Source organism: Bradyrhizobium sediminis (assembly GCF_018736105.1).
GTDB lineage: Bacteria > Pseudomonadota > Alphaproteobacteria > Rhizobiales > Xanthobacteraceae > Bradyrhizobium.
Window position 1 is genome coordinate 1,541,048 of the sequence record NZ_CP076135.1, and the last position, 26,576, is coordinate 1,567,623.

A 26,576-nucleotide genomic window follows, 5' to 3' on the forward strand; every position below is an offset into this window, starting at 1 on the left:
CGCTCCTCGCAATGACGAGTTAAACCAGCCGCGTCTGCCTGATCTCGCGGACCCGCCGATTGTCGTCGATGCCGCGCACGGTCTGCTCGCATCGCCACGCTGCACCGTCGCGCGCGATCGAAAACAGATTATAGGCGGCGGCCGGATAGCGGCCGTGCGCGACCGCGGACGCCGACGGCACGCCGACCACGGGAATTTTCCCCTGCGGCCCGTCGATCCAGATCGTCGAATGCACGTGGTCATGCCCATGCAGAATCAACTCCACGCCGTGCCGCTTCAAGAGCGCGAGCAGATCAGCGGAATCGGTCAGGCGCTTGATATGGGAATCCGAACGCAAGGGATGATGGATCAGCAGCACCCGGAACGCCTGTTCGGCCGAGAGCCCCGCCAACATGCGCTCCAGCGCTTCGAGCTGGCTGCGGCCGAGCCGTCCGGTCGCCATCAGGGGTGGCGTCGGCACCGCCGTGGACGTGCTGATCAGCGCCAGCGGACCCCGCCGGCGCAGGAATGGAAACGTGACGCTGCTATCTTGGGCCCCGTCGCTGCGGAGATAACTTCCAAAGACTTCGGCAAAGCGATGTTGGGTGGCGCGAACATAGGTATCGTGATTACCGGGAATGACCGTGACGCGATCCGGCGCGCCGACGCTTTCCAGCCAGGCCCGGGCTGGCGCAAACTCGGCTTCCAGCGCGATATTGACGAGATCGCCGGTCACCGCGATCTGGTCCGGCGACTGCGCCTGCAGGTCCGAGACCAGCGCGTCGAGCACGTCGCGCCGATGCACGTCTTGCCGGTTGCGCCGCCAGTTGAGATAGCCGAACACGCGTTTGCCGGCGAGATCGCGCAGCCGCGGCACCGGCATCGGCGGCAGATGCGGATCGGACAGATGGGCGAGCGTAAATGCCGCCATCGCCTAGCGTCCGCTTCCGTGGCCTGTGCGAGCGGTCCGCTGTGCGATCATCCCGTGGTATCCCGTGAAATCATCGGAAAGTATTGGCAAGCCGGCCGCCGTGGCGCAAGGATCAAACGAGATATCCCGATATTCGAGAGTTCGGCGGCGATGACACTGCAGAAGCTGCGAAGGAGGTTCGAGCCGGCGCTGCGGCGGGTTTTCCATCTCTATTGGCGGTTCGCCCGCGGCATGACGCTCGGCGTCCGCGCCGTGGTGCTGGACGGCGACGACAGGGTGTTTCTGGTCCATCACAGCTATGTCTCGGGCTGGCATCTGCCGGGCGGAGGCGTCGAAACCGGCGAAACCGTCCGCGACGCGCTGCGCCGCGAACTGGTGGAGGAGGGACGGATCGAGCTAACCGGCGATCCGGCGCTGCACGGCCTGTTCTTCAACAGCCATGTTTCCCCTCGGGATCACGTTGCCGTCTACGTGGTCCGGCATTTCAGGCAGGACCGCCTGCCCGAGCCCAACCACGAGATCGTCGCCTGCGGCTTCTTCGATGCGAGAGCCTTGCCGGCGGAGACGACCATGGGCACCCGGCTGCGGATATCGGAAGTGCTCGAGGGAAGGCAGCCGATCGCCACGTGGCGCTAGCGGGCGGCAACCGGTAAAAGCTTGAATGTCATGACCCACCTGATTCGGCTGATCGTCCGGCGATGATACCATCCACGATACGGATTGCGGTTCTGGTGCCGTGCTTCAACGAGGAAGCCGCGGTCGCCACCGTGGTATCGGATTTCCGCAAAGCGCTGCCTGCCGCCGAGATCTTCGTCTACGACAACAATTCATCGGACCGAACCGCTGCGGTGGCGCGCGAGGCGGGCGCCGAGGTGCGCAGCGAACGCCGCCAGGGCAAGGGCCACGTGGTGCGCCGGATGTTCGCCGACGTCGACGCCGATATCTACGTGCTGGTCGACGGCGACGCGACCTATGACGCCCCCAGCGCCCCGCGCATGATCGAACTGCTGCTGTCGGACCATCTCGACATGGTGGTCGGCTTTCGCGTCGATCAGGCGGTGGCCGCCTATCGGCCGGGCCATCGCACCGGCAACTGGATGCTGACCAGCTTCCTGTCGTCGGTATTCGGCCAGGCCTTCAAGGATATTCTCTCCGGCTATCGCGTGTTCTCGCGGCGCTTCGTCAAATCCTTTCCGGTGCTGTCGGACGGCTTCGAGATCGAGACCGAGCTCAGCGTGCACGCGCTCGAACTGGCGCTGCCGGTCGCCGAGGTTGAGACGCCCTATTACGCCCGTCCGGAGGGCTCGTTCAGCAAGCTCAACACCTGGCGCGACGGGTTCCGGATACTCGGCACGATCCTGAAGCTGTACCGCTCGGAAAAGCCGCTGCGGTTCTTTTCCGCGATCGGCGTTTTCCTGACGCTGGTTTCGATCGGCATCGCGATCCCCGTCATCGTCACCTATCTCGAGGAAGGCATCGTTCCGCGCCTGCCGACCGCGGTGCTGTCGATGGGGCTGATGATCGTGGCGATGCTGTCGCTGTCGTCGGGCCTGGTGCTCGATACCGTGACGCGGGGCCGCCGCGAGATGAAGCTGCTGGCCTATTTGTCTCAATCTCCCCTGAAAAAGAACTGAAACGGCCAACAATTTAACGCGGGCGGGACGATGGACCGGGCGTCCGCCAGATGCTATCCCGCGCCCCAGCATGAGCGACCTCTCACTGACAATATTGGCCGAGACCCCCAGCGACGCGCTGCCGATCGAACGCCTGCACCAGCGCACCTTCGGGCCCGGCCGCTTCGTGCTGAGCGCCTATCGGCTGCGCGAGCACGTCGATCATCTGCTCGACCTGTCGTTCACGGCCCGGATCGGCACGCTGCTGGTCGGCTCGGTGCGGCAATTGCCGATCTGCATCGGCGATACGCCGGCCTTGCTGCTGGGGCCGTTGACGGTCGAACCGCCGTTTCGCAGCCGCGGCGTCGGCCGCGCGCTAATGGATCGCGCGCTGAAGGACGCCAAGGCCAAGGGCCATCGCCTCGTGCTCCTGGTCGGCGATGAAGCCTATTACAGCCGCGTCGGCTTCAAGCCGGTTCCGAAGGGACGGGCGACCATGCCGGGCCCGGTGGATTACAATCGCCTGCTGGTCGCCGAACTGGTCGACGGCGCGTTCACCGACGTGTCGGGAATGGTCCGTCCGGACTGGAGCATGGCGAAAGAGTAGTACCTGGAATCGCAAATCGGTAATGCAGCCATCCTTCGAGACGGCCGCTTCGCGACCTCCTCAGGATGAGGTCTAACTTGTTGATACACAACAACCTCATGCTGAGGAGCGAGCATCGCGAGCGTCTCGAAGCATGGGCAACAAGCGACTCACTAACCATTAATAGTGAGTACTAGAACCCCGCCATGCCCGCAGCAGCAACTTCTGTCACGCCGGCTGGGCCTCCGCGGCGGGAGCCCGGCTGAGCAGTTTGCTGATCTCCGGCTTGCAGGCGCCGCAATTGGTGCCGGCCTTCAGTTGCCGGCCGATGGCGTCGACACTGGTCGCTCCCTTCTGGATTTCGGACGAAATCTGATGCTGGCCGACGCCGAAGCATGAGCAGACGATGGGTCCGATATCCTGACCCGATCCCTGGGGTGGCCGTCCGGTCAGCAGCGACATCCGCGCGGTTGGCGATATTTCGTCTTCCGCGAACAGGCCGATCAGCCACGAACGCGATACGAGCTTGTGGTCGGGTGCGATGAATACGCATCCCTGCAACCGGCCGTCCTGGACGGCGGCGTAGCGAAACCGGCCAGCGGTCGGATCGCGATAGGCAATCCATTCGACATCCGCATCTTCGAGACCGAGCCGTGCGCGGGCCCAGTCACGCCAGCTCGCCGGCCGCTCGTCGATCGTCAGTTCCATTCGCCAGCTCGTTCCGGCCTTTCCGTGAACCCAGTATCCCGCGGCAGGACGCTCGATCTCGCGGCGGCTGAGGATGAAGGCGTGCCATTTCGGCGCATAGGGATCGGCCTTGACCGGAGTGTGCTTGGATTCGGGCTGCCCGGACAGCGGGTCGGTGGCGGGATTGACCAGCGCATTGACCCGGCCGTCGGCGGCATACTCGTTGTTCCAGTGCATCGGCACGAACACGCAGCCGCGGCGCTGTTCCGCCGTCACCGATACACGCGTCACCATCTCGCCCCAGGGACTGCTGAGCCGTGCGAGGGCATCATCTTCCAGCCCGGCAAGGCGCGCATCATCGGGATGGAATTCGGCGCGAGGCTCGAACATATGGGCGAGCAGCCGGGCCGATTTCCCCGTCCTCGTCATGGTGTGCCACTGGTCGCGAATGCGCCCCGTATTGAGCACCAGCGGAAATTCCCGGCTGGTCGAATTCCGCGGCGGCCGCGGCTTGACCGGCACGAAACGGGCCTTGCGATCCGGCGTGAAGAACCTTCGGGTCTCGAACATGCGCGGCGTGCCGGTCGGATATTCCCGCGTCACCGGCCATTGTACCGGCGGCAGCCGGTCGTAGGCGCGATCGTCGAGCGTACCGAGCGCGGATATGTCGAAATCGCGCGAGCCGTCATTCTCGAATCCCGACAGCGCCGCATGTTCTCGGAAGATTTCGGCGGCGCCCGCATGGTCGAATCCCGCAAATCCCATGCGACTGGCGACGTTGCAGATGATCCACCAGTCGGCGCGCGCCGAGCCCGGCGCCGGCAGGAACGGCCGCTGCCTGGAGATGCGGCGTTCGGAGTTGGTGACGGTGCCGTCCTTCTCGCCCCAGGCGAGCGCGGGCAACAGCACATGAGCATGGCGCGTGGTGTCGGTATGCTGCATGCAGTCCGACACTACCACGAAGTCGCAGGCCTCGAGCGCCGCGCGCACGCGGTTGGCGTCGGGCAGGCTGACGGCCGGATTGGTGGACATGATCCAGACCGCCTTGATTCGCCCCTCGGCAATCGCGTCGAACATGTCGACAGCCTTGAGTCCCGCGGTATCTGCAACGACCGGCGATTGCCAGAATCGCTGCACGATATCGCGGTGCTTCGGGTTCTCGATCTCCATGTGGGCGGCGAGCTGGTTGGCGAGCCCGCCGACCTCGCGTCCGCCCATGGCATTGGGCTGGCCGGTGAGCGAGAACGGCCCCATGCCGGGCCGTCCGATCCGGCCGGTCAGCAGGTGGCAATTGATGATCGCATTGACCTTGTCGACGCCGCTCGTCGACTGGTTGACTCCCTGGGAGTACAGGGTGACCACCCGTTCGGTCCGCGTGAACCAGTCGAAGAACAGCTCGACTGCGCCCTCGGTGAGGCCGCAGGTGGCCGCCGTCTCGCCGACGGTCTGACCGCCGGCCTGTTGCAGCGCCGCTTCCACGCCCGTGGTGGAATTGCCCACGAACGCGCCATCGATCGCCTCGCGTTGTGCCAGGAACGCCAGCAGCCCGTTGAACAGGACGGAGTCGCTGCCCGAGCGCAGCGGCAGATGCAGGTCGGCTCCCTCGCACGTCGCGGTTCTGCGTGGATCGAGAACGACGATGCGGCAGTTGGGATTGTTCGCCTTCGCCGCAAGCATGCGCTGGTGCAGGATCGGATGGCACCAGGCCGCGTTGGAACCGACCAGCACCAGGAGATCCGCCAGTTCGATATCCTCGTAGCAGCCGGGAACTGTGTCGCTGCCGAAAGCCCGCTTGTGGCCGACCACGCTCGAGGCCATGCACAGCCGCGAATTGGTGTCGATGTTGGCGGTGCCGACGAAACCCTTCGCGAGCTTGTTGACGACGTAATAGTCCTCGGTCAGCAGTTGACCGGAGACGTAGAATGCTACCGCGTCCGGGCCGTGTTCGCGGATCACGCGGTTGAAGCGCTCGGCCACGTGATCGAGCGCGTCGTCCCATTGCGCGGGTTGCCCGTCAACGAGCGGTTCGAGCAGGCGTCCTTCGAGACCGATGGTTTCGGCCAGCGCCGAGCCCTTGCCGCACAGCCGGCCGAAATTGGCCGGATGCGACGGATCGCCCTTGACGCGGACCGCGCCCGAGGAATCCTTCTCGACGAGAATGCCGCATCCGACACCGCAATAGGGACAAGTGGTCTTGACGGACATCTGCGGCCGCTCAACCGGCCGCCGCGGCCTGACGGAGCGACAGCCAGACCATTCCGTTCTCCACTTTCGCCGGATGCGACCGCGTGCATCCCTCGTCGGGCGCCACGGCCTGGCCGCTTGCAAGCTCGATGACGAAATTGTGCAGCGGGCAGGTCACGCGCCGGTTATGGACGATGCCTTGCGACAGCGGTCCGCCCTTGTGCGGGCAGCGGTCGTCGAGCGCGAATACCTCGTCATCCTGGGTGCGGAACACCGCGATGTCGCCGGATGCCGTCCGCACCACGCGCGAGCCGAGACGCGGGATGTCGTCCAGCGTCCCGATTTCGATCCACCGGGTCATGCGAGCTCCAATTCGGCCATCGGTACGAACTCATTGCGATCGACGCCGCGCTTGGCCCGCGCCGCCCACGGATCGCTCTGCGAGAACTGCTGGGAATGGGCAAAGCGGCTGAACAGCGCCTTGCGGTTGGCGACGTCGCCGACCACCAGCTTGCGGATGGCGTCGAGGCCGACGCGATCGCACCACTTGTACATGCGCTCGAGATACCAGCCCTGCTCGCGGTACAATTGCGTCAGCGCGACGATCACCTCCAGCGCCTCCTTCTCGGTCTCGACCTTGGTGAGGAATTCGGTGCCCTTGATATGCAGTCCGGCGGCTCCGGCGAAGTGGATTTCGTAGCCGGAATCGACGCAAACCACGCCGACGTCCTTGCAGGTGGCTTCGGCGCAGTTGCGCGGACAACCCGATACCGCGAGCTTCACTTTGGCCGGGGTCCACGAGCCCCACATGAACTTCTCGATCTTGATGCCGAGGCCGGTCGAATCCTGGGTCCCGAAGCGGCACCACTCCGAACCGACGCAGGTCTTCACCGTGCGCAATCCCTTGGCATAGGCGTGGCCGGAGACCATGCCGGCGCCGTTGAGGTCGGCCCACACCGCGGGCAGGTCTTCCTTCTTCACCCCCAAGAGGTCGATGCGCTGGCCGCCGGTGACCTTGACGGTCGGGATATTGAACTTGTCGGCCACGTCGGCGATGGCGCGCAACTCGTCGGGCGTGGTGACGCCGCCCCACATCCGCGGCACCACCGAATAGGTGCCGTCCTTCTGGATATTGGCGTGCACGCGCTCGTTGATGTAGCGCGACTGCTGGTCGTCGCGATATTCGCCGGGCCAGGTCGCGAGCAGATAATAGTTCAAGGCCGGCCGGCAGGAGTGACAGCCATTGGGTGTCTTCCACTCCATGAACTTCATGACGTCGGGAATGGCCTTCAATCCCTGCTCGACGATGACGCGGCGGGCGTCGTCATGGCTGTGATCGGTGCATTTGCACATCGGCTTGACCTTCGGCGCGGCCGAATAGTCGCCGCCCAGCGTGAAGGCGAGTACCTGCTCGACCAGGCCGGTGCACGAACCGCAGGATGATGACGCTTTGGTATGGGCGCGCACGTCGTCGAGCGTGAACAGCTTCTTGTCGCTGATCGCCTTGACGATCGTGCCCTTGCAGACGCCGTTGCAGCCGCAGATTTCCGTCTCGTCGCTCATGGCGGCGACCGAATTCTGGCCGCTGTGGCCGCCGTCGCCGAGATTGGCGGCGCCGAACACCAGCCGCTCGCGCATCTGCGAGACGTCGGTTCCGTCGCGCAGATGCTGGAAATACCAGGGGCCGTCGACGGTGTCGCCGTACAGCACCGCGCCGACGATTTTTTTGTCGCGCAGGATGATCCGCTTGTAGACGCCGCGATTGGCGTCCTGCAGCACGATCTCCTCCTTGTCCGGGCCGGGCGCAAAATCGCCGGCGGAGAACAGGTCGATGCCGGTCACTTTCAGCTTGGTGGAAACCACCGAGCCGTCGTAGCTGGCAAAACCCTTCTGGGCGAGATGGTTGGCGCAGACCTTGGCTTGATCGAACAGCGGAGCTACCAGGCCGTAGGTCTGGCGGCGATGCTGCACGCATTCCCCGACGGCATAGATGCGCCCGTCATAGGTCTGCATGGTGTCGGAAACGACGATGCCGCGCTCGCAATGCAGGCCGGCCTTCCTGGCCAGTTCGAAATTGGGACGGATGCCGACCGCCATCACGACGATGTCGGCCGGAAGCTCCGTACCATCGGCAAACCGCACGCCGGTGACGCGGTCCTCGCCCAGGATCGCCTGGGTCTGCGCCGGCATCTTGAACACCATGCCGCGCTCTTCCAGCGACTTGCGCAGCATTCCGCCCGCGACCGGATCGAGCTGCCGCTCCATCAGCGTGTCGAGCAGGTGTACGACGGTGACGTTCATGCCGCGCTTCATCAGGCCGTTGGCGGCTTCAAGACCGAGCAGGCCGCCGCCGATCACCACCGCATGGCGATGACTGGTCGAAGCCTCGACCATGCGTTCGACGTCCTGGATGTCGCGGAAGCCGATGACGCCTCGAAGATCCTTGCCGGGCAATGGCAGCATGATCGGGTTGGAGCCGGTCGCGATCAGCAGTCGGTCATAGGGGACGCGCAGGCCTTCCGAGGTGACCACTTCGCAGGTACGGCGGTCGATCATCGTGATCGTCTCGCCCTTGCGCAGCGCGATGCCGTTGTCGTCGTACCATTGCTCGGTGTTGAGCATGATGTCGTCGACGGTCTTCTCCCCGGCGAGAACCGGCGACAGCAGGATGCGATTGTAGTTGCCGTAGGGTTCGGAGCCGAACACCGTGATGTCATAGAGATCGGGCGCACGCTCCAGCAGCGTCTCCACGGTGCGGATGCCGGCCATGCCGTTGCCGATCACGACGAGTTTTTGCTTGATCAGTTTCTCCAGCATGGTCTGCCTTTCAAGTTCCGACGGCTCCTCGCAACGACGTGATGTGCGTCGTTGATCGGTTCGGTAAGTCCGGGATGTGGGGGAGCCCGTCCGCGGGCAGAAGACCGTCAACAATGGCAGTCCATGCCAGCCATCATTCAAGAGCCATGCCAATTGGGCTTGGTCATTTATGTCATTAATATCAAAAACTTAAATCTTGCGCGAAGGGCATTCACGCAACGCGCAGCGGCTTTCTCGCCCAAATTATCGGCCGGAGCGACCATCTCTTGTGCATGCCGTCGCTGACAATCGCGCCAGCAATCGCCGCTTTTGCAGTGAGTCATCAATACGACGCGCAGGGAATTTTCTTGCGTCGCACAAAAAAGCACCACCATGCGTATTTTGCGGGCGTTGCTTGATGGCGGGCCGGCAGCGGGAAGAGTCTTGATCGCCCGGACCGTGCACCCAAGGCCTTGTGAATATTCGGGAAGCGCCGTGCTTAATCCGGTGGCACGGATATTGCTGCCGTTTTCGGTGACCGAGTGCGTCTCAATGACGAGGCCGTCGCTCGCTCTCACCGAAAATCTGTCCGTTTGTGCCGAGACCGACCGCGCCCTCGCGTGGTGGCGGCTGAATCGCGAGGCTATTGCAATGAAGTTTGCCGAGTTCAAGAAGGCGGGGCACTGGCCGACGCTGCTGGCCGCGTTCCTCTACTTCGACATCAGTTTCATGGCGTGGGTCGCGCTCGGCCCGCTGATGATCTACATCGCGCGCGACATGAACCTCGCCGTCAACGAGAAGTTCACCCTGGTCGCGATACCGGTGCTGGCGGGCGCGGTGCTGCGGGTTCCGATGGGCATCCTCGCCGATCTGATCGGCGCCAAACGGACCGGAATCCTCGCGCAGTTCGTCGTGATTGTCGCAACCGCGTGGGTCTGGCACTTCGGGCTTTCCAACAAGCTTGCGATTGAAGTCTTCGGCGTGGTGCTCGGCATCGCCGGCGCATCGTTCGCGGTGGCCCTGCCGCAGGCGAGCCGCTGGTATCCGCCGCAATATCAGGGCATCGTGATGGGGATCGCCGGCGCCGGCAACATGGGGGTCGTCATCGATACGCTGCTGGCGCCCGTCATCGCCGAGAACTTCGGCTGGCAGGCGGTGTTCGGCGCACTTCTGGTTCCGATGGCCATTATCCTTGCCTTCTACACCTTCGCCGCCAAGGACGCGCCCGGCGAGCGCAAGCCGGTTTCGCTTCGGGCCTATGGCGCGCTGCTGCGCGATTCCGACAGCCGCTGGTTCATGTTCTTCTACTTCATCACCTTCGGCGGCTTCGTCGGCCTCGCCAATGCGCTGCCGCTGTATTTCACCGTGCAATATCACGTCTCCGGCGTCGCCGCGGGCCTGCTCGTTGCGCTGATCGTCGCCTTCGGATCGGGCTTCCGGCCGGTCGGCGGCTTCATCGCCGACCGCATCGGCGGCATCCGCTCGCTCTCGATCCTGTTCGCCGTCGTGGTTGCGGCCTACGCCATCATCGCCTTCATGCCGGAAGGCCCTGCAGCGCCGGCACAGGCCGGCTGGTCGCTCACCGCGATGCCGCGAATTGCGTGGATCTCGGTGCTCCTGTTCTCGATCGGCGTGCTCGCGCTCGGCATGGGCAATGGCGCGGTGTTTCAGCTCATTCCGCTGCGCTTCCGCCACGAGATCGGCTTGATGACCGGGCTGGTCGGCTGCGCCGGCGGCGTGGGTGGCTTCTTCCTCGCCCAGGCGCTCGGCGTCGCCAAGGGAATGACCGGCGGGTTTGGCGCAGGCTTCCTGTTTTTCGGTTTCCTGGCATTGCTTGGCTTCGTCGGACTTGCAATGGTCAAGGTCCGGTGGCGCACCACGTGGGGAGCCGTCTCGGGAGCGCGGGTCTGACGCGCGCTTGCCATTGCTGAGCGGGTCCTGCAGGTGACGATCGGTTCTCAGCGAAATCTTCAGGTCCGGGTCGGCTTCGTCAGCGAAACCGGCAAGCGATCCGCCAATGAGGATTATGTCGGGACCTGCCTCGGTCAAACCGGGGCGGCCAGGAACCGCGACGTCGTCGCCGCCGTCGCCGATGGCGTCGGCGGGCACCGCGGCGGCCGCGAAGCCGCCGAGGTTGCGGTACGCTGCTTCGTCGACGCCTATTATTCCCTGCCGGAAACCATGGGCGTCCGGCGCAGGGCCGCTCGCGCGCTTGAAGCCGCCAATAGCTGGATCTATGCGCAGGGCCGCGTCGATCCCCAACTCGGCGGCATGAGCTGCGCGTTCTCGTCGATCATCCTTTCGCGGCGGCTCTGCCATGTCATTCACATCGGCGACACGCGCGCCTACCGCCTCAGCGAGGGCCGCCTGGAGCGGCTGACCGCCGATCACATCGCCGGACGCGGCGATCTCGCCCATCTGCTCAACCGCGCCATCGGCTTCGAGGACTTTGCCCGGTTCGATTATGCGACTATCGGTCTGCGCCAGCACGACCGGCTCATGATCTGCAGCGACGGGGTTCACGGCGCACTCGCCGACCATCGTCTGCAGGTTCTGCTCGGCGAGCGCGCCTCGCCGGAAGAGTCGGCGCGTGCGCTGGTCGATGCCGCGCTCGCCGCCGGCAGCACCGACAACGTGACGGCACTGGTGCTGGACGTCGTCGATCTGCCGCCCGCCGACCGCGACGAACTCACCCATTCGATCGCGACGCTTCCGATCCTGGACCTGCCGTCGACCGGCGAGGTGATCGACGATTTTGCGCTCGGCGACGTGCTGTCGGACGGCCGCTACAGCCGGCTGTTCAAGGCCACCGATCGGCGGCAGGGCCGCGAGGTGGTGCTGAAGTTTCCACATCCGCGCGTTGCCAGCGAAGGTTCCTACCGCCTCGCCTTCGTCCGCGAGGCATGGGTGGCGGCGCGGGTGCGAAGCCTGTGGATCGGCGAGATCATCGAGGTTCCGGACGAACGCCAGACGCGGCTTTACTCGGTGATGCCGCTCTATGAAGGCGAGACGCTCGAGCAACGTCTGAAGCGCCCGCCGCAACTATCGCTGGCCGAAGGCGTCGGCATCGCCACCAGGCTGGCGCGCGCGGTCGCGACCCTGCACCGGGCGGGCATCATCCATCGCGACATCAAGCCGGACAATGTAATCCTGCTGAACGGCGGCGGGCTGCGGCTGGTCGACCTCGGCGTGGCGCGGGTGCCGCTGCTGGAGGATTTTCCCGCCGAGGACATTCCGGGCACCGCAAGCTACATGGCGCCGGAACTTTTCGGCGGACGGCAGGGCGATGAATTCTCTGATCTCTACGCCCTCGGCGTCACCGTCTATCGGATGTTTACCGCCGCCTATCCCTATGGCGAGATCGAACCGTTTTCGCGGCCGCGCTTCGGCAAACCGGTTTCGTTGTCGCGCCATCGTCCGGATCTGCCGGCCTGGCTCGATGCGGTGGTCGGCAAGGCGCTCCACGTCGATCCGGCGCAACGCTTCGGCGACGTCATCGAATTCGCGCACGAACTGGAAAATGGAGCGATGTGGGCGAAGCCCGCGGCGGCAACGCGGCAGGCGCTCTACGATCGCAATCCGCTGCTGTTCTGGAAGATACTGTCTGCCGGCCTCGTCATTCTCGTCGCGATACTGCTGGCGCGGCATTAGCCGGCCGGTTCCGATGGCGCCGGAGCCGGCCCGGATTTTCTAGAGTTATTTCCACCTTCAGATGCTCCATCCTTCGAGACGGCCGCTTCGCGGCCTCCTCAGGATGAGGTCTAACTTGTTGATACACAACGACCTCATGCTGAGGAGCGAGCATCGCGAGCGTCTCGAAGCATGGGCAACAAGCGACTCACTGACCATTAATAGTGAGTACTAGAACTTCAAGTTCGCGAACGCCCGCACCCCGATGCCCGGCAGCAGCACCTCGTCCTTGGTGTAGGAGACCGAGTTGCGGATATTCTCGTTCAACAGATTGTTGCCGACCAGACCGACCGTCATCTCGCGGGCGCCGAACCGGCTCGCATCGAGCTTGGTCTTGTAGCTGACCTCCACCTTCAACAGATTGTAGCCCGCGGTCGGCGTCTCGCCGATGGCGGCGATATCGTTCTGCGCGAAGGCATGCAGCAGGTTGACGCGCATCAGCCAGTTGGCGTCGCGCCAGAACACGCCGCCGCCGACGCGCAGCGGCGGAATCCGGGGAACGTTGCTGCCGTCGGCGAAGGTGGCGCGAACGACATCGAACTGGTTCTCGATGCCCCAGATGCCGCCATGAAGCGGTCCGACGTCGAACTGGCTCTGGAATTCGCCGCCGCGGAAGGTGGCGTCGCGCTGTGAATACCTCGCCTGGTTCAGCTCGAGCTGGTTCGGATCGGCGATGTCAACGCAAGCCGTCCCGTCGCAGGTGTTGCCGGTCAGCCGGCGGTATATGAAGCCGTTGAACTTCGTGTAGTAGCCGGTGAGTTCGAATCGCAACGGTCCTGTCGCCCGCCGCAGCCCGACCTCGATCGATTTTGCCGTTTCGATGCCGAGATCGGGATTGCCGATATCGAAAGTGGAGGTCGCATCATGTGCGCCGCGCGAAAACAGCTCGGCCGGTTTGGGCGCGCGTTCGACGTATTGACCGGTGACGCTGGCAACCAGACCCCATGGCAGATTCTGGATCAGGCCTGCGCTGGCGCTCTTCGGCGTGAAATGCAGATTGCGCGGCGTCGCAGGACCAATGCTGGCAGGGTCGATGTTGACGTCGAACACTGCCGGTATGAATGCCGGCGTTGTTCCGGAAAGATCGACGCGCTCGATGCGCCCGGCAATCTGAGCCTTGGTGGTTTCGCTGAATTTCAGCTCGTTGAAGGCGTAGCCGGCGACCCGGTCGTTCTTGTTAGGGTCGTACAATCCGTTCAGCGGGCTGCCCGGATCGTCCGGACTCGAGGCGGTCAGGTCCTGGTGACCGGCCTGCAGGCCGAACGCCGTCGTGACGGTCGCAAAGCGGGCGTCGAACGGCATCATCTGCAGTTCGGCGCGGCCTTCCTGATCCTTGCTCGTGAAGGTCTGCCGGACGCCTGATGTCGCCGGATCGAGCGGGTCGGCAAGCCCGATCTCGTTGTGCTTGTAGCCGGTGGCGCCGGCCCAGAACCTGACGGCCTCGATCGCGGCGGCGTCCGGCCGGTATTCGCCCTTGGCTGAAAACTTGGTCTGACGGGCGTCGATCCGGGTCTGGTGATCGGCGCCGTCGATGCCGGGGATACGATACAGCGCGTCGTTCTGCGTGATCGCCGCGCCGATGAAGCCGCCGTGGAAGATATAGGAGCCGCCGATCGACGCGCCGTCGGCCTGGGTCGACGAATTGGGCTGACGGCCGTTGACCGGCCGGGTCTGGTCGAACAGATACGGATAGCCCGGGATGTTGTAATCGCCGGCCTTGCGGCCATAGGCGTCGGCGTGAACCGCGAAATTGCCGCCGCCGGCATCGAGCAGGATGCCGCCTTCGCCGCCGCGATCGACCGAACTGACGGCGGTTCGTGTCTCTACCGTCGCGCAGCCCGGCGACGACACAGTCGCCGATGGCGCCTTGACCGGCAGGCCATAGCTCTGGAACGGGGCCGCCGCGCAGGAGGGCAGCGCTTCCGGAATCCGGTTGTTCGCCGCGCTGACGACGCCGCCGATCGAGGTCGAGCCGTAACGCAACGCCGCGGGGCCGCGCACCACTTCGATCTGACTGGTCGCCAGGGGATCGATCGGCACGAAATGATCCTCGCCGAGATCGGAGACGCCGCCGCCGCCGACACCGTTTTCGACGATGCCGACGCGGTTGTTGTCGAGACCCCGGATGATCGGCCGGCTCGACGCGCCCGGAGCGAAGCTGGACCCGGTAATACCGGGCTTGGAAAACAGGAGATCGCCGAGCGTGGCGCCGCCCGCCCTGCGGATTTCCTCGTTCGGCACCACGGTGACCGTCGCGAATTGATCGGTGACCACGGGCAGCACGCCCTGCTGAGGTGCGGCTGCGGCAGCCGCCGGCCGTGGCGCCGGCTCGCGATCAGGGGCGGGAACCGCGCGTGCGCCGCGTGCGGGCGTTCGCGAGGCGACCACCGGCTTGCGCCGCTGAATCGGGCTCGGCGCGGTCACGGTGATTTCCGGCAGCTGCGTGGCGGCTGGCGGCGGCGCCGCGTCCTGGGCTGTCGCGCCGTTACCCATCGCGCATAACAGCAGCCAGCTTGCTCCATTGATGCAGAGCGCTCGTCTTCTTTGGACTGTCATTGGTCCCGATCCTGACAGGCTGCGACCGGAATTCGGAAGCGGCCTTACCGTCGATGGGCGACGGACCGATTTCGATTTGTCCCGGGGCGCCGCACATGACGCGGCGATCCCCAGGGACGGCATCAAGCAATCGTCAGGAGGCGGGGGGAGCGCGAGGCTGGAAGGCGGCGCTTGCCGGGTTCAGATGGATGAACTCGGCGTCGGTGGTCAGGTATCGAAATTCGGCCGCTTGCGGCAGCAGCAGGATCGGCGGCGCCGCAAACAGCGCCGTGCCCGCCAGCGCGATGACGGCGCAGACCGCGCAGGCGTCGCCGGATTGCCGGTCGGGCTCCGGATGGGATGCAGGCTGAGCGGTGCTGTCGGCTGCATCTGGTGCGACGAGGGCGGAAGTAATGTCGGACTGCGCCGCGACCGGCTGAATTGTCGGCGCCGTCCGCGCCGCGGCCCCATGGGAATGCCCGAACGACAGCGCGAACTGCAGCGCCAGCGCCAGCAGCGCCAGCCGCGAGCCGTGTTTGATGTTCGAGCGGAACCACTTCATGCCGACAGACGCCTTGCATCGGGGGGACCAAGACATTTCGGTTCGCCCCAATGTTATAATATAACATCAGGGATGACGGCGGGGTGTCAACCGTAGCCGATCCACGCAGGGGTGAATTCACGAAGCCTGTGTGATTCACGCAACGCCTGCGAAACAAGTGGCGCTCAGCGTCCCTCGCGCAGCCAGGTGGCGGCGAACGCGCCGAGCAGCAGCAACAGGCCGATCAGGCCGGCGAAGACAGGCAGCACGCCGACGCCCTTGACCACGCTGGCGTCGCGCATCTTCACGCCCATCCAGCCGTCGCCGCGGAAGATGCCGGATGCGCGCACCGGCACGATGCGTGGCAGGTCGATGCTGGCGCCGTCGACCACGCGCCGCGCGTCGCCGCCGGTGGCCTGCGCCAGCGGCTTCAGCAAGTCGGTGGTGGAGGTGACTTCCGAAAATTCCTTGGGGTTGGTCGGACCGACATTGATCAGCGCTTTCAACGTGCCGTCGGTGGCCTGCCAGAGGCCGAGTTCGTTGGCGGGGATGGTCGAGCGCCAGGTGCCCGGCTCGCCGACACTCAGCGTCAGCTCGCGCGTTGCGCCTGAGGGCGAGGTCACGGTTACCGGCGTGACGCTGTCGGCCATGGTCTGGCGCAGCACCACCAGATCCTTGCCGCTGATCTGAAGCCGCAACGCTTCTTCGTCGAGATCAGGCTGCTTCATCAGCCAATGCGAGGTTCGCCGCAGCAAATCGAGGTGCGGCCCGCCGCCCTCATAGCCGCGCGCCCACAGCCAGATATGGTCCGACAACAAGAGCGCGACGCGGCCCTCGCCGAACCGCGACAGCAGCAAGAGCGGCTTGCCGTCGGCGCCGGTCATGACGGGCGGGCTGATGGCGTTGCGGGTCTCGACGGTGCGGAAGAACCGGCTCCAGCGCGGCGGCTCGGCGCCCGAGCCCTCCAGCCCGCGCGTCACCGGATGGCGTTTGCCGGCGTCGCTCAGATGCGCGTAATACGGCTTCTCGGTGACGCCGACCGGTTCGGCGGGGAGCACCGAATCCAGCGGCGTGCGCCAGATGCTGGTGGTCGAGGCGTAGTCCGGGCCCGCCGACACCAGCACCGCGCCGCCGGCGCGCACGTAGCGCGCGATATTGTCGAAATAGGCGATCGGCAGCACGCCCTGGCGGGCGTAGCGGTCGAAGATGATCAGCTGGAATTCGTTGATCTTCTGCTGGAACAGTTCGCGGGTCGGAAACGCGATCAGGCTGAGTTCGTTGATCGGCGTGCCGTCCTGCTTCTCGGGCGGGCGCAGAATCGTGAAATGCACGAGATCGACGCTGGCGTCGGACTTCAACAGGTTGCGCCAGGTGCGCTCGCCGGAATGCGGCTCGCCGGAGACCAGCAGCACCCGCAATTTGTCGCGCACGCCGTCGATCGCGACCACCGCGCGGTTGTTGACCAGCGTCAGTTCGTTGGCGAGCGGAGAAGCCTCGATCTCGACGATGTTGGGGCCGGCATGCTTGATGTCGATCTCGACATTGACGGTCTGGCCGCTCAGCACGGTGCGTTCGTTGATCACTTCGCCATCGCGGCGCACCACGATCCTGGCGCGGTCGCCGCTGACGCCCTGATCGTCCAGCCGGTAGGTGATGGTCTGGACCTGTCCGACGATGCCGAAACGCGGCGCGGCCGAGATCGCGATGCGCCGGTCGCGTTCGTCCTTGCGCCCGGTGATCAGCCCATGCACGGGAGCCTGGAATCCGACCGCCGCGGCGTTGGCGGGGATGTCGTGCACCCGTCCGTCGGTGATCAGGAAGGCGCCGGCGACGCGATCGACCGGAACGTCCGACAGCGCCGAGCCCAGCGCGCCGAACAGCCGCGTGCCGTCGGTTTCGCCGTCGGCCTGGCCCGCTTCGACCACGCGCACCTCGAGGCCCCGGATCTTCTTCAGGCTGTCGACCAGCGCCTCGCGCGCCTTTTCGGTTTCGCGCGTGCGCTCGCCGAAATTCTGGCTCGGGCTCTTGTCGATCACGACGGCGGCGACCGACGACAGCGGCTCGCGGTCCTCGCGGGTGAATGACGGGTTGGCCAGCGCCAGCAGCACCAGCGCCAGCGCGGTCACGCGCACCGCCGCCCCCCGGGCGCGGCCGAGCAACAGCAGCACCGCGATCACGGCGATGGCGGCCAGCGCGAACCACAGCACGTAGCTGGGAACGAGGGGCGTGAATGCGATGCCGTATTGCATGCTCTCGCCCCTACTGCCCGAGCCGTTCGATCAGCGCCGGCGCATGCACCTGGTCGGCCTTGTAGTTGCCGGTCAGCGTGTACATCACGATGTTGACGCCGGCGCGGAAGGCGAATTCGCGCTGCCGCGGTTCGCCCGGCGTCAGCGGCAGCATCGGCTGGCCGTCCGGACGCAGGGCCCATGCGCCGGCCAGATCGTTCGAGGTGATGATGATCGGCGAGACGCCGTCGCCGCCGCGGGCCGGCCTCGAGGCGGCCTCGTCGTCCTCGTCGCGCGGCAAAGTCTCGACCCAGGTCTGGCCGGTGCTGAACCGGCCGGGAAAGTCGCGCAGCAGGTAGAAGGTCTTGGTCAGCACGTGCTCGCGCGGCACCGGCTCGAGTTCGGGAACGTCGAGCGAGGAGAGGATGCTGCGCAGCGCCAGCATTCCCGGCGTCTGCGACGCGCCGTTGGGCCCCGGCGGCGCCTCGATGGCGTCGCGGGTGTCGAATATCACGGTGCCGCCCTGCTTCATGTAGGCGTCGATGCGGTTGATGGCGTCCTGCGGCGGCTTTGGCGCGCCGGGCATCACCGGCCAGTAGATCAGCGGGAAGAACGCCAGTTCGTCGCGCGCCGGATCCACCCCGACGGGATCCCCGGCCTCGAGCGCCGTGCGCTGCGCCAGAAACAGCGTCAGCCCGGCCATGCCCGCCTTGACGATGGAATCCACGTCGGCATTGCCGGTGACGACATACGCCAGCCGGGTTTGCGAAACCGCCTTGATGGCGAAATCGTCGTTATTGTCGGCTCGCGCCGGCCACGGCGCCGCCATCATCGTCGACAGGGCGAAGGCGAAAGCCAGTGCGGCCGTCGCTGCGCGCCGCCGCAGCAGCGCGGCGATGCCGGCGCCGAGCAATGCGACGATCACGGCATCGATCAGGAACAACGCGAGCGCGGACGCCAGCAGAATTCCCCTGAGATCGCGCGGCTCGGCATTGGTGTAGCTGGCGTGCCGCGCGCGCAGCGAGGAGGTATCGAGCGGCGCGATGCGGTCGGCCGCGGCCAGCGCGTTCACCGCCAGCGGACCGTCGGCCGGACCATAGAAGCCGGGCGGATGTTCCGGTGTGGCGCGGTCGCGGAAATCGGCGGGCAGCGGCTTCGCCGTCGACGGCGGCGGTCCGAACGCGCCGAAGCCGTCGAGCGTGCGCAGCGGCGCCACCGTTTCCACCTTGGCCTCGCCCGCGACGCCCGGTCCGGGCGTGGAGGTGTAGCCGGACACATCGACGATCCGCCGCAGCATCTCGACGAAGCTGCCGGACATCGGCAGGTCGGACCAGCGCATGTCGGCGCTGACATGAAACAGGCTGACCACGCCCTTGCCGCGATGTTCGCCGGTCACCAGCGGCGTGCCGTCCTCCAGCGAGGCCCAGCTCCTGGTCGCCAGCGCCGCATCCGGCTCGGCCAGCACCTGGCGGCTGACGGTGACGTCCTTCGGCACCACCAGGCCCGCGAACGGTCCGTCGGCCGGAAACGACGCCAGATGCTGCGGCTTTTCCCAGGTGAGACTGCCGCCGAGGCTGCGTCCGCCGCGGCGCAGCTTGACCGGCACCAGATCGTCGTCGGCCTGCGCCAGACGCGGGCCCGCAAAGCGCACCAGCACGCCGCCCTGTTCGATCCATGCATTGAGGCGCTCGCGAATTTCAGGCGACAACGTGCCGACATCCGCCATCACGATCATCGGCAGCTTCTGGTCGAGGAACTGCGTGATCGCCTGTTGCGGCGCGCCGCGATCGCCCAGCCGCACGTCGGCGAACGGCGCCAGCGCGCGGGTGAGATAGAACGTCGAGGCCAGCAGCGGCTGCGCGGTATCGCTGGTCGATCCGGTGACGACGCCGATGGCGCGGCGGCGCCAGCGCTTGTCGAGCAGTTGCACCGCGCCGGCCGATCGCTCGCCCGAAATCTCGAGCCGCGCGATGTCGTTGCGCAACTCGACCGGCAGATCGAACGACGCTTCGGTCTCGCGATCCTGCGGCGCGAAGCCGAAGCGCGCCTCGCCGATCGGGGAGCCCTTCTGGTCGATCGCGCGCACGACGCCCGCGGCAATGCCGCCGCCGCCGGCGCGCAGCACCTTCACCGTCATTTTCGCCGCGGCATTCTCGGCCGCGACCAGGGCGAGCGGGGGCGAGGTGCCGCTGTCGTAAATGGTCAGCGCACGGTCTCCGATCGTCTTGCCGAGGCCTTCGAGAAATTCTGGTCCGCGTCCGGTATCGACGCCGTCCGACAGCCAGGCGATTTCGCTGTCGCCGGTGGCTTTCAGGAAACGCTCGATGGCCGGCAGGGTTTCCACCCGCTCGATCGAATAGGGCTTGGGCGCCAGCTGGCGCAACGCCACCCGCGCCGTGCCGCCCGGCATCAAGGTGATGTCGCGGGCAGGCTCCGACAACGGCACCAGTGCGATGCCGCGCCGGTCGTTGTCGGCATTCGCGATCAGTTCGTCGGCGGCCTTGACCCTGCTGTCCCAGCTCGAAGCAGCACTCCAGCCGTCGTCGAGCAGGATCACCAGCGGCGCGCTGGAGCCGGCGGGCCCGGTTTGCGGATTCCAGATCGGCCCCGCGGCGGCCAAAATAACCAGCGCCGCGGCGGCAAGCCGCAACGCGGTCAGCCACCACGGGGTGCGCGAGGGGGTTTCTTCCTTCGGCGCGATATCGAACAGCAGCCGCGTCGGCGGAAACTCGATGCGCCGCGGTCTCGGCGGCATCACCCGCAACAGCCACCACAGCGCGGGCAGGCTCAGCAGGCCCAGCAGCAGCAACGGTTCGGCGAAGGTGAGGGGGAGCCCGGCGATCATGCCCGTCGCCCCACTTTGACGGTGGCGCCGCGCGCGCTGCCCTTGGCTACCATCATGCCGGAATGCAGGAACAGCAGCAGTTCGGCGGCCGAGCGGCTGGTGGTGTGGGTCGAGAACAACCAGTCGAGTTTGTTGGTCTCGGTGCGAATCTCGTCGCGATGCAGCGCCACGCGGGCCACGTAATCGCCGGCCCATCGTTCGGCGCGGCCCGCGGTGATGACGCCGCCGCCTTCGGGCTCGACGAATTCGATGCGGCCGGAATAGGGGAAACTCTCTTCAGCGGGGTCGACGATCTGCACCAGCGTGCCATGCGCGCCGGAGGCCGACAGTCCGGCAAGGATGGTTCTGATCTCCGGCATCGGCGACCAGAAGTCCGACAGCACCACGATTTCGGCCAGCGCCGAGGGCACGAACGACGGCGGCAGGCTGGGCCGCGCGGCATCGTCATGCAGCATCGCCTGCGCCATCTTGTCGATCACGCTGCGGCTCGCGGTCGGATTCATCAGGCCGGGAATGCCGACGCGTTCGCCGCCGGCGACCAGCAGCTCGGCGAGCGCAAAGGTCACGATCAGCCCGCGTTCCAGCTTGCTGTCGCGCGCCTGTTTGGAGGCAAACGCCATCGACGGCGAACGGTCCGGCCACAGCCACACCGTATGCGCGGCCTCCCATTCCTGCTCGCGGACATAGAGATGGTCGTCGCGCGCCGAGCGTCGCCAGTCGACGTTCTGCGACGGCTCGCCGGAAACGAAGCGGCGGTATTGCCAGAAACTCTCGCCGGCGCCGGCGCGCCGCCGTCCATGCAGGCCGTGGATCACATTGGCGGCGATGCGGCGGGCTTCGAGCACGAGGCGCGGCAGCGATGCGGCGAGCGTTCGGCTTTCGCCATCGGCACGTCGGATTGCTGTGATCTCTCCACCTCTGTGCTCGATTGCCGTGGCCATCAACCGATCCGGGTCTTCAGTTGCCTGATCACGTCGGGAATGGTGCGGCCTTCGGCGCGGGCGGAGAAGGTCAGCGCCATACGGTGCTTGAGAACGGGTTCCGCCAGATCGAGCACGTCGTCGATCGAGGGCGCGAGGCGTCCGTCGAGCAGCGCACGGGCGCGGACCGCGAGCATCAGCGACTGGCTGGCGCGCGGACCCGGTCCCCAGGCGATCAGCTTGCCGGCCTCGCCGCCTTCGTCTCCCGGACGCGCCGAGCGCACCAGCGACAGGATCGCTTCGACGACGGAATCGCCGACCGGCAGCCGCCGCACCAGCCGTTGCGCGGATATCAGGATCTCGGCGTTCATGGCGGCCTTGGCCAGCGTCTCCTCGGCGCCGGTGGTTTCGAACAGGATGCGCCGCTCGGCGTCGCGATCGGGATAGTCGACGTCGATCTCCATCAGGAAGCGATCGAGCTGCGCTTCCGGCAGCGGATAGGTGCCTTCCTGCTCCAGCGGGTTTTGCGTCGCCAGCACGTGGAACGGTTTCGGCAGATCATGGCGTGCGCCCGCAACCGTGATGTGCTGTTCCTGCATGGCCTGCAGCAGCGCCGACTGGGTGCGCGGGCTGGCGCGATTGATTTCGTCGGCCATCAACAGCTGCGCGAATACCGGACCTGCGATGAAGCGGAACGAGCGCTTGCCGGAACTGCTCTCGTCCAGCACCTCGGCGCCGAGAATATCCGACGGCATCAGGTCCGGCGTGAACTGGATGCGCTTGGCGTCGAGCCCGAGCGTGATCCCCAGGGTTTCGACCAGCTTGGTCTTGGCGAGGCCGGGCACGCCGATCAGCAGCGCGTGACCGCCGGACAGGATCGTCACCAGGGTGTTTTCGATCACCCGGTCCTGGCCGAAGATAACGGTGGAAATCGCATCCTTCGCCGCCCGGATCTGACCGGCGACCTGTTCGGCCGAACGCACGATCACGTCCTCGAGTTTTTCGACACCGTCTGCACCAGCCATCTGGTTCTCCTTGGACCCAAGCCCTTACGTGGAAAGCAGCCCTTACGTGGAAAGCGTCGCGTGGAAAGCCGTGCACGAAACGCCGCCGCTTGCGCGATCATGCTGCGAACCCCATGCTAAACTTATGCGAAGGCCATGTATTCGTTGAATTAAACTATCCCCACTTTATCGGCATTTCGGGGTATGAACGGCATCACGATGTGGCGACCTGATCCGGGAATCCACGGGCGGAACTCGTCCGGGATGCGCACCGCCGGACTTGCACCAATCGTGCCAAATCGAGCGTCAGAGTCAGGGCAAACAATGGCGAAGCAAGGGCAGAGCACCAATCAGGGCCTCGAAGGACTGACTGCTGCGGCTACGCAGGCCGCGAATACCAGCCCTGCCGGAAAGGCACTGCCTCCGGTGCATCTGTGGAATCCGCCGTTCTGCGGCGATCTCGACATGCGAATCGCCGGCGATGGTACGTGGTTCTATATGGGGACGCCAATCGGGCGGCCGGCGCTGGTCCGGCTGTTTTCAACCATCCTCAAGCGCGAGGACGGCAAGCACTTTCTCGTGACTCCGGTGGAGAAGGTCGGCATCCGCGTCGACGATGCGCCGTTTCTCGCGGTCGAGATGACCAGGGAAACCGACGGCCGCGGCCGGCTGTTGCGCTTCCGGACCAATGTCGACGACTGGGTGGCTTGCGATTCCGCCCACCGCCTGCGATTCGAGGCCGCCGCAGACGGCGGACTGACGCCCTATCTGCATGTCCGCGCCGATCTGTGGGCCAAGGTGACGCGGGCCTTGTACTACGATCTGGTTGACATGGGCGAGGAGCGGGTGGTCGATGGTCGTCCGATGTTCGGAATCGAATCCGGCGGCGAATTCTTTGCGATGGCGGATGCGGACGAGGTGAGGGGCGCGCTTTGAACGAGCCGATGCTGAAGAACGATCCTGCCGCGATCGACTCGGCGGAGTTTTTCGATCGCAGCCGCGCGCGGCTGGGCTTCGACGTGCCGCCGGGCCTGGTCGATCCCAACATCATCCCGAAGAGCGGCGATCAGGGCACCGATCGCATGCTGGAGATCATCGCGCGCGAACAGCCGGTGCGGCCGGCCGCGGTATTGATCCCGGTGGTGGACCATCCGCAGCCGACGGTGCTGCTGACGCAGCGCGCGGCGCATCTCAACGATCACGCCGGCCAGATCGCATTCCCCGGCGGCAAGATCGACTCGACCGACGCTTCGCCGCTCGACGCCGCGTTGCGCGAGGCCGAGGAGGAGGTCGGCCTCGCCCGCAAATTCGTCGAGCCGATCGGCTATCTCGACCTCTACGCGACCGGATTCGGATTTCGCATCCTGCCGACGGTGGCGCGGGTGAAGCCGGGCTTCAGGCTCAGCATCAACAAGTCGGAAGTGGACGATGCCTTCGAGGTTCCGCTGGCGTTCCTGATGGACCCGGCCAACCACCAGGTGCACAGCAAGGAATTCCGCGGCATGGAGCGTTCCTATTACGCGATGCCGTTCGCCGAGCGCTACATCTGGGGCGCCACCGCGGGAATCCTGCGGGTGCTGTACGAGCGGATCTGCCTCACATGATCCGTCCGGTTCTCACGGAGATCGGCATTTTCCTGATCCCGTTCGCGGTCTATGCGGCGTTCCTGATTGCGACACGTTCCGGACTGCTGGTGCAGGCGTCATGGCCGATGCATATCATCGCCAAGCTGGCGATCGGCTCGCTGCTGCTGGTGGTGGTCAGTTTCGTGCTGCTGGCGCATTTTTCCGGCGCGTCGCCGAATTCGACCTACATCCCGGCGCATATCGAAAACGGCAGGCTCGTTCCCGGAGTAGAGAAATGAGCGAGGCGCGGGTGCTCGACAACGCGCCCTGGCTCAGATCCGGTCCGGCGGCCCGCGTGCTTGCGCTGCTCAACGGCAGCGGCGAGGAGGCGCGCGTGATCGGCGGCGCGGTCCGCAATGCGCTGCTGAAGATCCCGGTTGCCGATATCGACATCGCGACCACCGCCTTGCCCACCGAGGTGATCCGCCGCGCCAAGGCGGCCGGCATCAAGAGCGTGCCGACTGGCATCGACCACGGCACGGTGACGCTGGTGGTCGATGCGCATCCGTTCGAGATCACCACGTTGCGCGAGGACACCGAAACCTTCGGGCGCAAGGCGACGGTCGCGTTCGGCCGCGACTGGGTCCGCGACGCGGAACGGCGCGACTTCACCATCAACGGCCTGTCGGTCGACGCCGCCGGTGTCGTGCATGACCATGTCGGCGGCCTGAGCGATATCGCCGCCAGACGCGTGCGCTTCATCGGCGATCCCGCAGCGCGCATCGCCGAAGACTATCTGCGCATCCTCAGGTTCTTCCGCATCCACGCCGCCTATGGCTCGGGCCAACCGGACCGCGCCGGATACCTCGCCTGCATCGGCGCACATGCCGGCCTTGCGACCCTCTCCGCCGAACGCGTGCGCATGGAAATGCTCAAGCTGATGGTCGCAGGCGGCGCGGCCGGCGCGGTCGAGGCGATGGCGGAGGGCGGGCTGCTGCAGCCGATTTTCGGCGGCGTCGCCTATACCGGACCGTTCGCCGCGATGATCGCGGCGGAACGCCTGCTCGGACTGGCGCCGGACCCGATTCGCCGGCTCGGCGCGCTCGCGGTCGCCGTCACCGAGGACGCCAAGCGCGTCGCGCTGCGCATGCGCCTTTCCAACGCCGAAACCAAGGCGCTGGATTCCATGGGCCATCGCTGGTGGCGGCTCGCCGGCATGGACGAGGCCACCGCGCGGCGACGGCTCTACCGGCTCGGCGAGGAGCGTTACCGGGACCGGCTGATGCTGGCATGGGCGCGGGCGGGAGGGCGCGTCGATGCGGCGCATTGGCGCGAGCTTGCGACCCTGCCGAAGCGCTGGAGCGCCCCGAAATTCCCGTTGAAGGCGGCCGATTTCATCGCCCGCGGCATAACCGAGGGCCCGCTGCTCGGGCAGGTGCTGGCGCTGGCCGAAGACGCCTGGCTGGCGGCGGACTTCCCGCTGGATGAGGCCGTCGTGAGCGGCATTGCCGATCGGGCCGTGGCCCGCTTCGCCCGCGACAACAGGCTGTGAGCCTTCTTTGAGCATCCTTGCCGGCTTCGCCGATATCTCGCTGGCCCAACTCCTGCTGGTGGCCGGCGTCGCGCTGCTGGCCTCGGTGGTCGGCGGCCTTGCGGGTTATGGCACCGGCGCGCTGATGCCGCTGGTCCTGGTGCCCCTGATCGGCGCCGAGCCCGTGGTGCCGATCATCGCTCTCTCGGCGATCTTCACCAATCTCGGCCGCTTTGCCGCCTATCTCCGATATGTCGACGGCCGCCGCGCCCTGATCGTGATCTCGGCGGCCGCATTCACGACCGCACTCGGCGCCTGGGGCTACACGCTTCTCACCAATGCCGGTGCAGCGCTGGTGATCGGCGCGATGCTGATATCGAGCGTGCCGCTGCGCCGCCTGGCGAGGCGCCGCGACGTCAGGATCGGCGACACCGGGCTCGCCGCAGGCTCGGTGGGTTACGGCGTCGTGGTCGGCGGCACCTCGGGCTCGGGCGTGATCCTGCTGTCGTTGTTGATGGCGGCGGGTCTCGAGGGCGCCGCCGTGATCGCCACCGACGCGGTGATCTCGGTTGTGACCAGCATCATCAAGATTTCCGTGTTTGGCCTCGCCGGTGTCATCACCGCGCAGGTGCTGGCCCTTGCGCTATTGATCGGGGCGATCGCGATCCCCGGAGCGTTTCTGGCGCGCGCCTTTGTCGAACGGATGCCGCTGCACATTCACACCGCGATCCTCGACGTCGCGGTGGTCGCGGGTGGCGTGGTGATGATATCGGCGGCGGTACGGCAGATCTTGTGGACTAGCTATTAGCCTGAGCCTGTTTCCGATTCTTGCGGCATAGCGGACATGGTCGGGCTTGCTGCTGGTTCGCTCCGGCGAAACGGACATTCGCCGCGAGTCGACTTCATCCTCAGTGTCTAATGTGAGCATAGTCACAGACGAT

The 26,576-nt window shown here is 66.0% G+C and carries 21 protein-coding genes; 10 read left to right on the forward strand and 11 right to left on the reverse strand.

The window, feature by feature from the left end:
* Positions 1-19 precede the first annotated feature (19 nt).
* Positions 20-910 carry a metallophosphoesterase family protein gene (locus tag KMZ68_RS07475; RefSeq protein ID WP_215615169.1) on the reverse strand — a complete coding sequence of 297 codons (891 nt, stop codon included), beginning with the start codon at positions 908-910 and terminating at the stop codon, positions 20-22.
* Positions 911-1,060: 150 nt separating this feature from the next.
* On the opposite strand from KMZ68_RS07475, the gene KMZ68_RS07480 reads away from it, so the two are divergent.
* The 3 genes from KMZ68_RS07480 to KMZ68_RS07490 all read left to right on the forward strand — a co-directional run bounded on the left by KMZ68_RS07480 (position 1,061) and on the right by KMZ68_RS07490 (position 3,130).
* Positions 1,061-1,546, forward strand: a complete 486-nt coding sequence (locus KMZ68_RS07480) for an NUDIX domain-containing protein (RefSeq protein WP_215615170.1) — start codon at positions 1,061-1,063, stop codon at positions 1,544-1,546.
* Positions 1,547-1,608: 62 nt separating this feature from the next.
* Positions 1,609-2,544: a glycosyltransferase family 2 protein gene (locus KMZ68_RS07485; protein ID WP_215615171.1), complete on the forward strand. Its 936-nt coding sequence runs from the start codon at positions 1,609-1,611 to the stop codon at positions 2,542-2,544.
* 70 nt (positions 2,545-2,614) lie between these two features.
* Positions 2,615-3,130, forward strand: a complete 516-nt coding sequence (locus KMZ68_RS07490; protein WP_215615172.1) for a GNAT family N-acetyltransferase — start codon at positions 2,615-2,617, stop codon at positions 3,128-3,130.
* A 207-nt stretch (positions 3,131-3,337) separates the two neighbouring features.
* Here KMZ68_RS07490 and KMZ68_RS07495 read toward each other — a convergent pair whose 3' ends face one another.
* The 4 genes from KMZ68_RS07495 to KMZ68_RS07510 all read right to left on the reverse strand — a co-directional run bounded on the left by KMZ68_RS07495 (position 3,338) and on the right by KMZ68_RS07510 (position 9,354).
* Complete coding sequence (locus tag KMZ68_RS07495; protein ID WP_215615173.1) at positions 3,338-6,001, reverse strand: nitrate reductase; 2,664 nt, start codon at positions 5,999-6,001, stop codon at positions 3,338-3,340.
* 10 nt (positions 6,002-6,011) lie between these two features.
* The gene (gene nirD, locus KMZ68_RS07500; protein WP_215615174.1) at positions 6,012-6,341 is read right to left on the reverse strand and encodes a nitrite reductase small subunit NirD; all 330 of its coding nucleotides are present in this window, start codon (positions 6,339-6,341) and stop codon (positions 6,012-6,014) included.
* A complete protein-coding gene (gene nirB, locus KMZ68_RS07505; RefSeq protein ID WP_215615175.1) occupies positions 6,338-8,797 on the reverse strand; it encodes a nitrite reductase large subunit NirB in 2,460 nt (819 codons plus the stop codon). The genes nirD and nirB overlap by 4 nt, the downstream gene beginning before the upstream one ends.
* Before the next feature lie 167 nt (positions 8,798-8,964).
* Positions 8,965-9,354, reverse strand: a complete 390-nt coding sequence (locus KMZ68_RS07510; protein ID WP_215615176.1) for a hypothetical protein — start codon at positions 9,352-9,354, stop codon at positions 8,965-8,967.
* 73 nt (positions 9,355-9,427) lie between these two features.
* Between KMZ68_RS07510 and KMZ68_RS07515 the strand changes: the two genes are divergently transcribed.
* Together KMZ68_RS07515 and KMZ68_RS07520 are read left to right on the forward strand one after the other, a co-directional pair.
* The gene (locus tag KMZ68_RS07515) at positions 9,428-10,687 is read left to right on the forward strand and encodes an MFS transporter (protein WP_215615177.1); all 1,260 of its coding nucleotides are present in this window, start codon (positions 9,428-9,430) and stop codon (positions 10,685-10,687) included.
* A gap of 33 nt (positions 10,688-10,720) precedes the next feature.
* Positions 10,721-12,427: a bifunctional protein-serine/threonine kinase/phosphatase gene (locus KMZ68_RS07520; RefSeq protein WP_249779557.1), complete on the forward strand. Its 1,707-nt coding sequence runs from the start codon at positions 10,721-10,723 to the stop codon at positions 12,425-12,427.
* A gap of 210 nt (positions 12,428-12,637) precedes the next feature.
* Here the strand turns inward: KMZ68_RS07520 and KMZ68_RS07525 are convergent, their stop codons facing one another.
* The 6 genes from KMZ68_RS07525 to KMZ68_RS07550 form a co-directional block, all read right to left on the reverse strand.
* Positions 12,638-15,022 (reverse strand): TonB-dependent receptor, encoded by a 2,385-nt coding sequence (locus KMZ68_RS07525; protein WP_215615178.1) that lies wholly within the window; start codon positions 15,020-15,022, stop codon positions 12,638-12,640.
* A 133-nt stretch (positions 15,023-15,155) separates the two neighbouring features.
* Positions 15,156-15,563, reverse strand: a complete 408-nt coding sequence (locus KMZ68_RS07530; RefSeq protein ID WP_215615179.1) for a DUF2946 family protein — start codon at positions 15,561-15,563, stop codon at positions 15,156-15,158.
* Between the two features lie 164 nt (positions 15,564-15,727).
* Complete coding sequence (locus KMZ68_RS07535; RefSeq protein ID WP_215615180.1) at positions 15,728-17,791, reverse strand: hypothetical protein; 2,064 nt, start codon at positions 17,789-17,791, stop codon at positions 15,728-15,730.
* 10 nt (positions 17,792-17,801) lie between these two features.
* Entirely contained in the window at positions 17,802-20,612 is a 2,811-nt protein-coding gene (locus KMZ68_RS07540) for a DUF4159 domain-containing protein (RefSeq protein ID WP_215616244.1), read from the reverse strand.
* Positions 20,612-21,556, reverse strand: coding sequence for a DUF58 domain-containing protein (locus KMZ68_RS07545; protein WP_215615181.1), 945 nt, complete (start codon positions 21,554-21,556; stop codon positions 20,612-20,614). Before KMZ68_RS07545 ends, KMZ68_RS07540 begins: the two co-directional genes overlap by 1 nt.
* A complete protein-coding gene (locus KMZ68_RS07550) occupies positions 21,556-22,560 on the reverse strand; it encodes an AAA family ATPase (protein WP_215615182.1) in 1,005 nt (334 codons plus the stop codon). The genes KMZ68_RS07545 and KMZ68_RS07550 overlap by 1 nt, the downstream gene beginning before the upstream one ends.
* A gap of 303 nt (positions 22,561-22,863) precedes the next feature.
* On the opposite strand from KMZ68_RS07550, the gene KMZ68_RS07555 reads away from it, so the two are divergent.
* From KMZ68_RS07555 to KMZ68_RS07575, 5 genes are read left to right on the forward strand one after another with little or no spacing between them, the layout of a single operon-like run.
* Positions 22,864-23,475 (forward strand): DUF1285 domain-containing protein, encoded by a 612-nt coding sequence (locus tag KMZ68_RS07555; protein WP_215615183.1) that lies wholly within the window; start codon positions 22,864-22,866, stop codon positions 23,473-23,475.
* An 8-nt stretch (positions 23,476-23,483) separates the two neighbouring features.
* Positions 23,484-24,143: a CoA pyrophosphatase gene (locus tag KMZ68_RS07560; protein ID WP_371741425.1), complete on the forward strand. Its 660-nt coding sequence runs from the start codon at positions 23,484-23,486 to the stop codon at positions 24,141-24,143.
* Entirely contained in the window at positions 24,140-24,403 is a 264-nt protein-coding gene (locus KMZ68_RS07565; RefSeq protein WP_215615185.1) for a DUF6111 family protein, read from the forward strand. Before KMZ68_RS07560 ends, KMZ68_RS07565 begins: the two co-directional genes overlap by 4 nt.
* Positions 24,400-25,656, forward strand: coding sequence for a CCA tRNA nucleotidyltransferase (locus KMZ68_RS07570; protein ID WP_215615186.1), 1,257 nt, complete (start codon positions 24,400-24,402; stop codon positions 25,654-25,656). The genes KMZ68_RS07565 and KMZ68_RS07570 overlap by 4 nt, the downstream gene beginning before the upstream one ends.
* Positions 25,657-25,663: 7 nt before the next feature.
* Positions 25,664-26,443 (forward strand): TSUP family transporter, encoded by a 780-nt coding sequence (locus tag KMZ68_RS07575; RefSeq protein WP_215615187.1) that lies wholly within the window; start codon positions 25,664-25,666, stop codon positions 26,441-26,443.
* Positions 26,444-26,576: the final 133 nt, after the last annotated feature.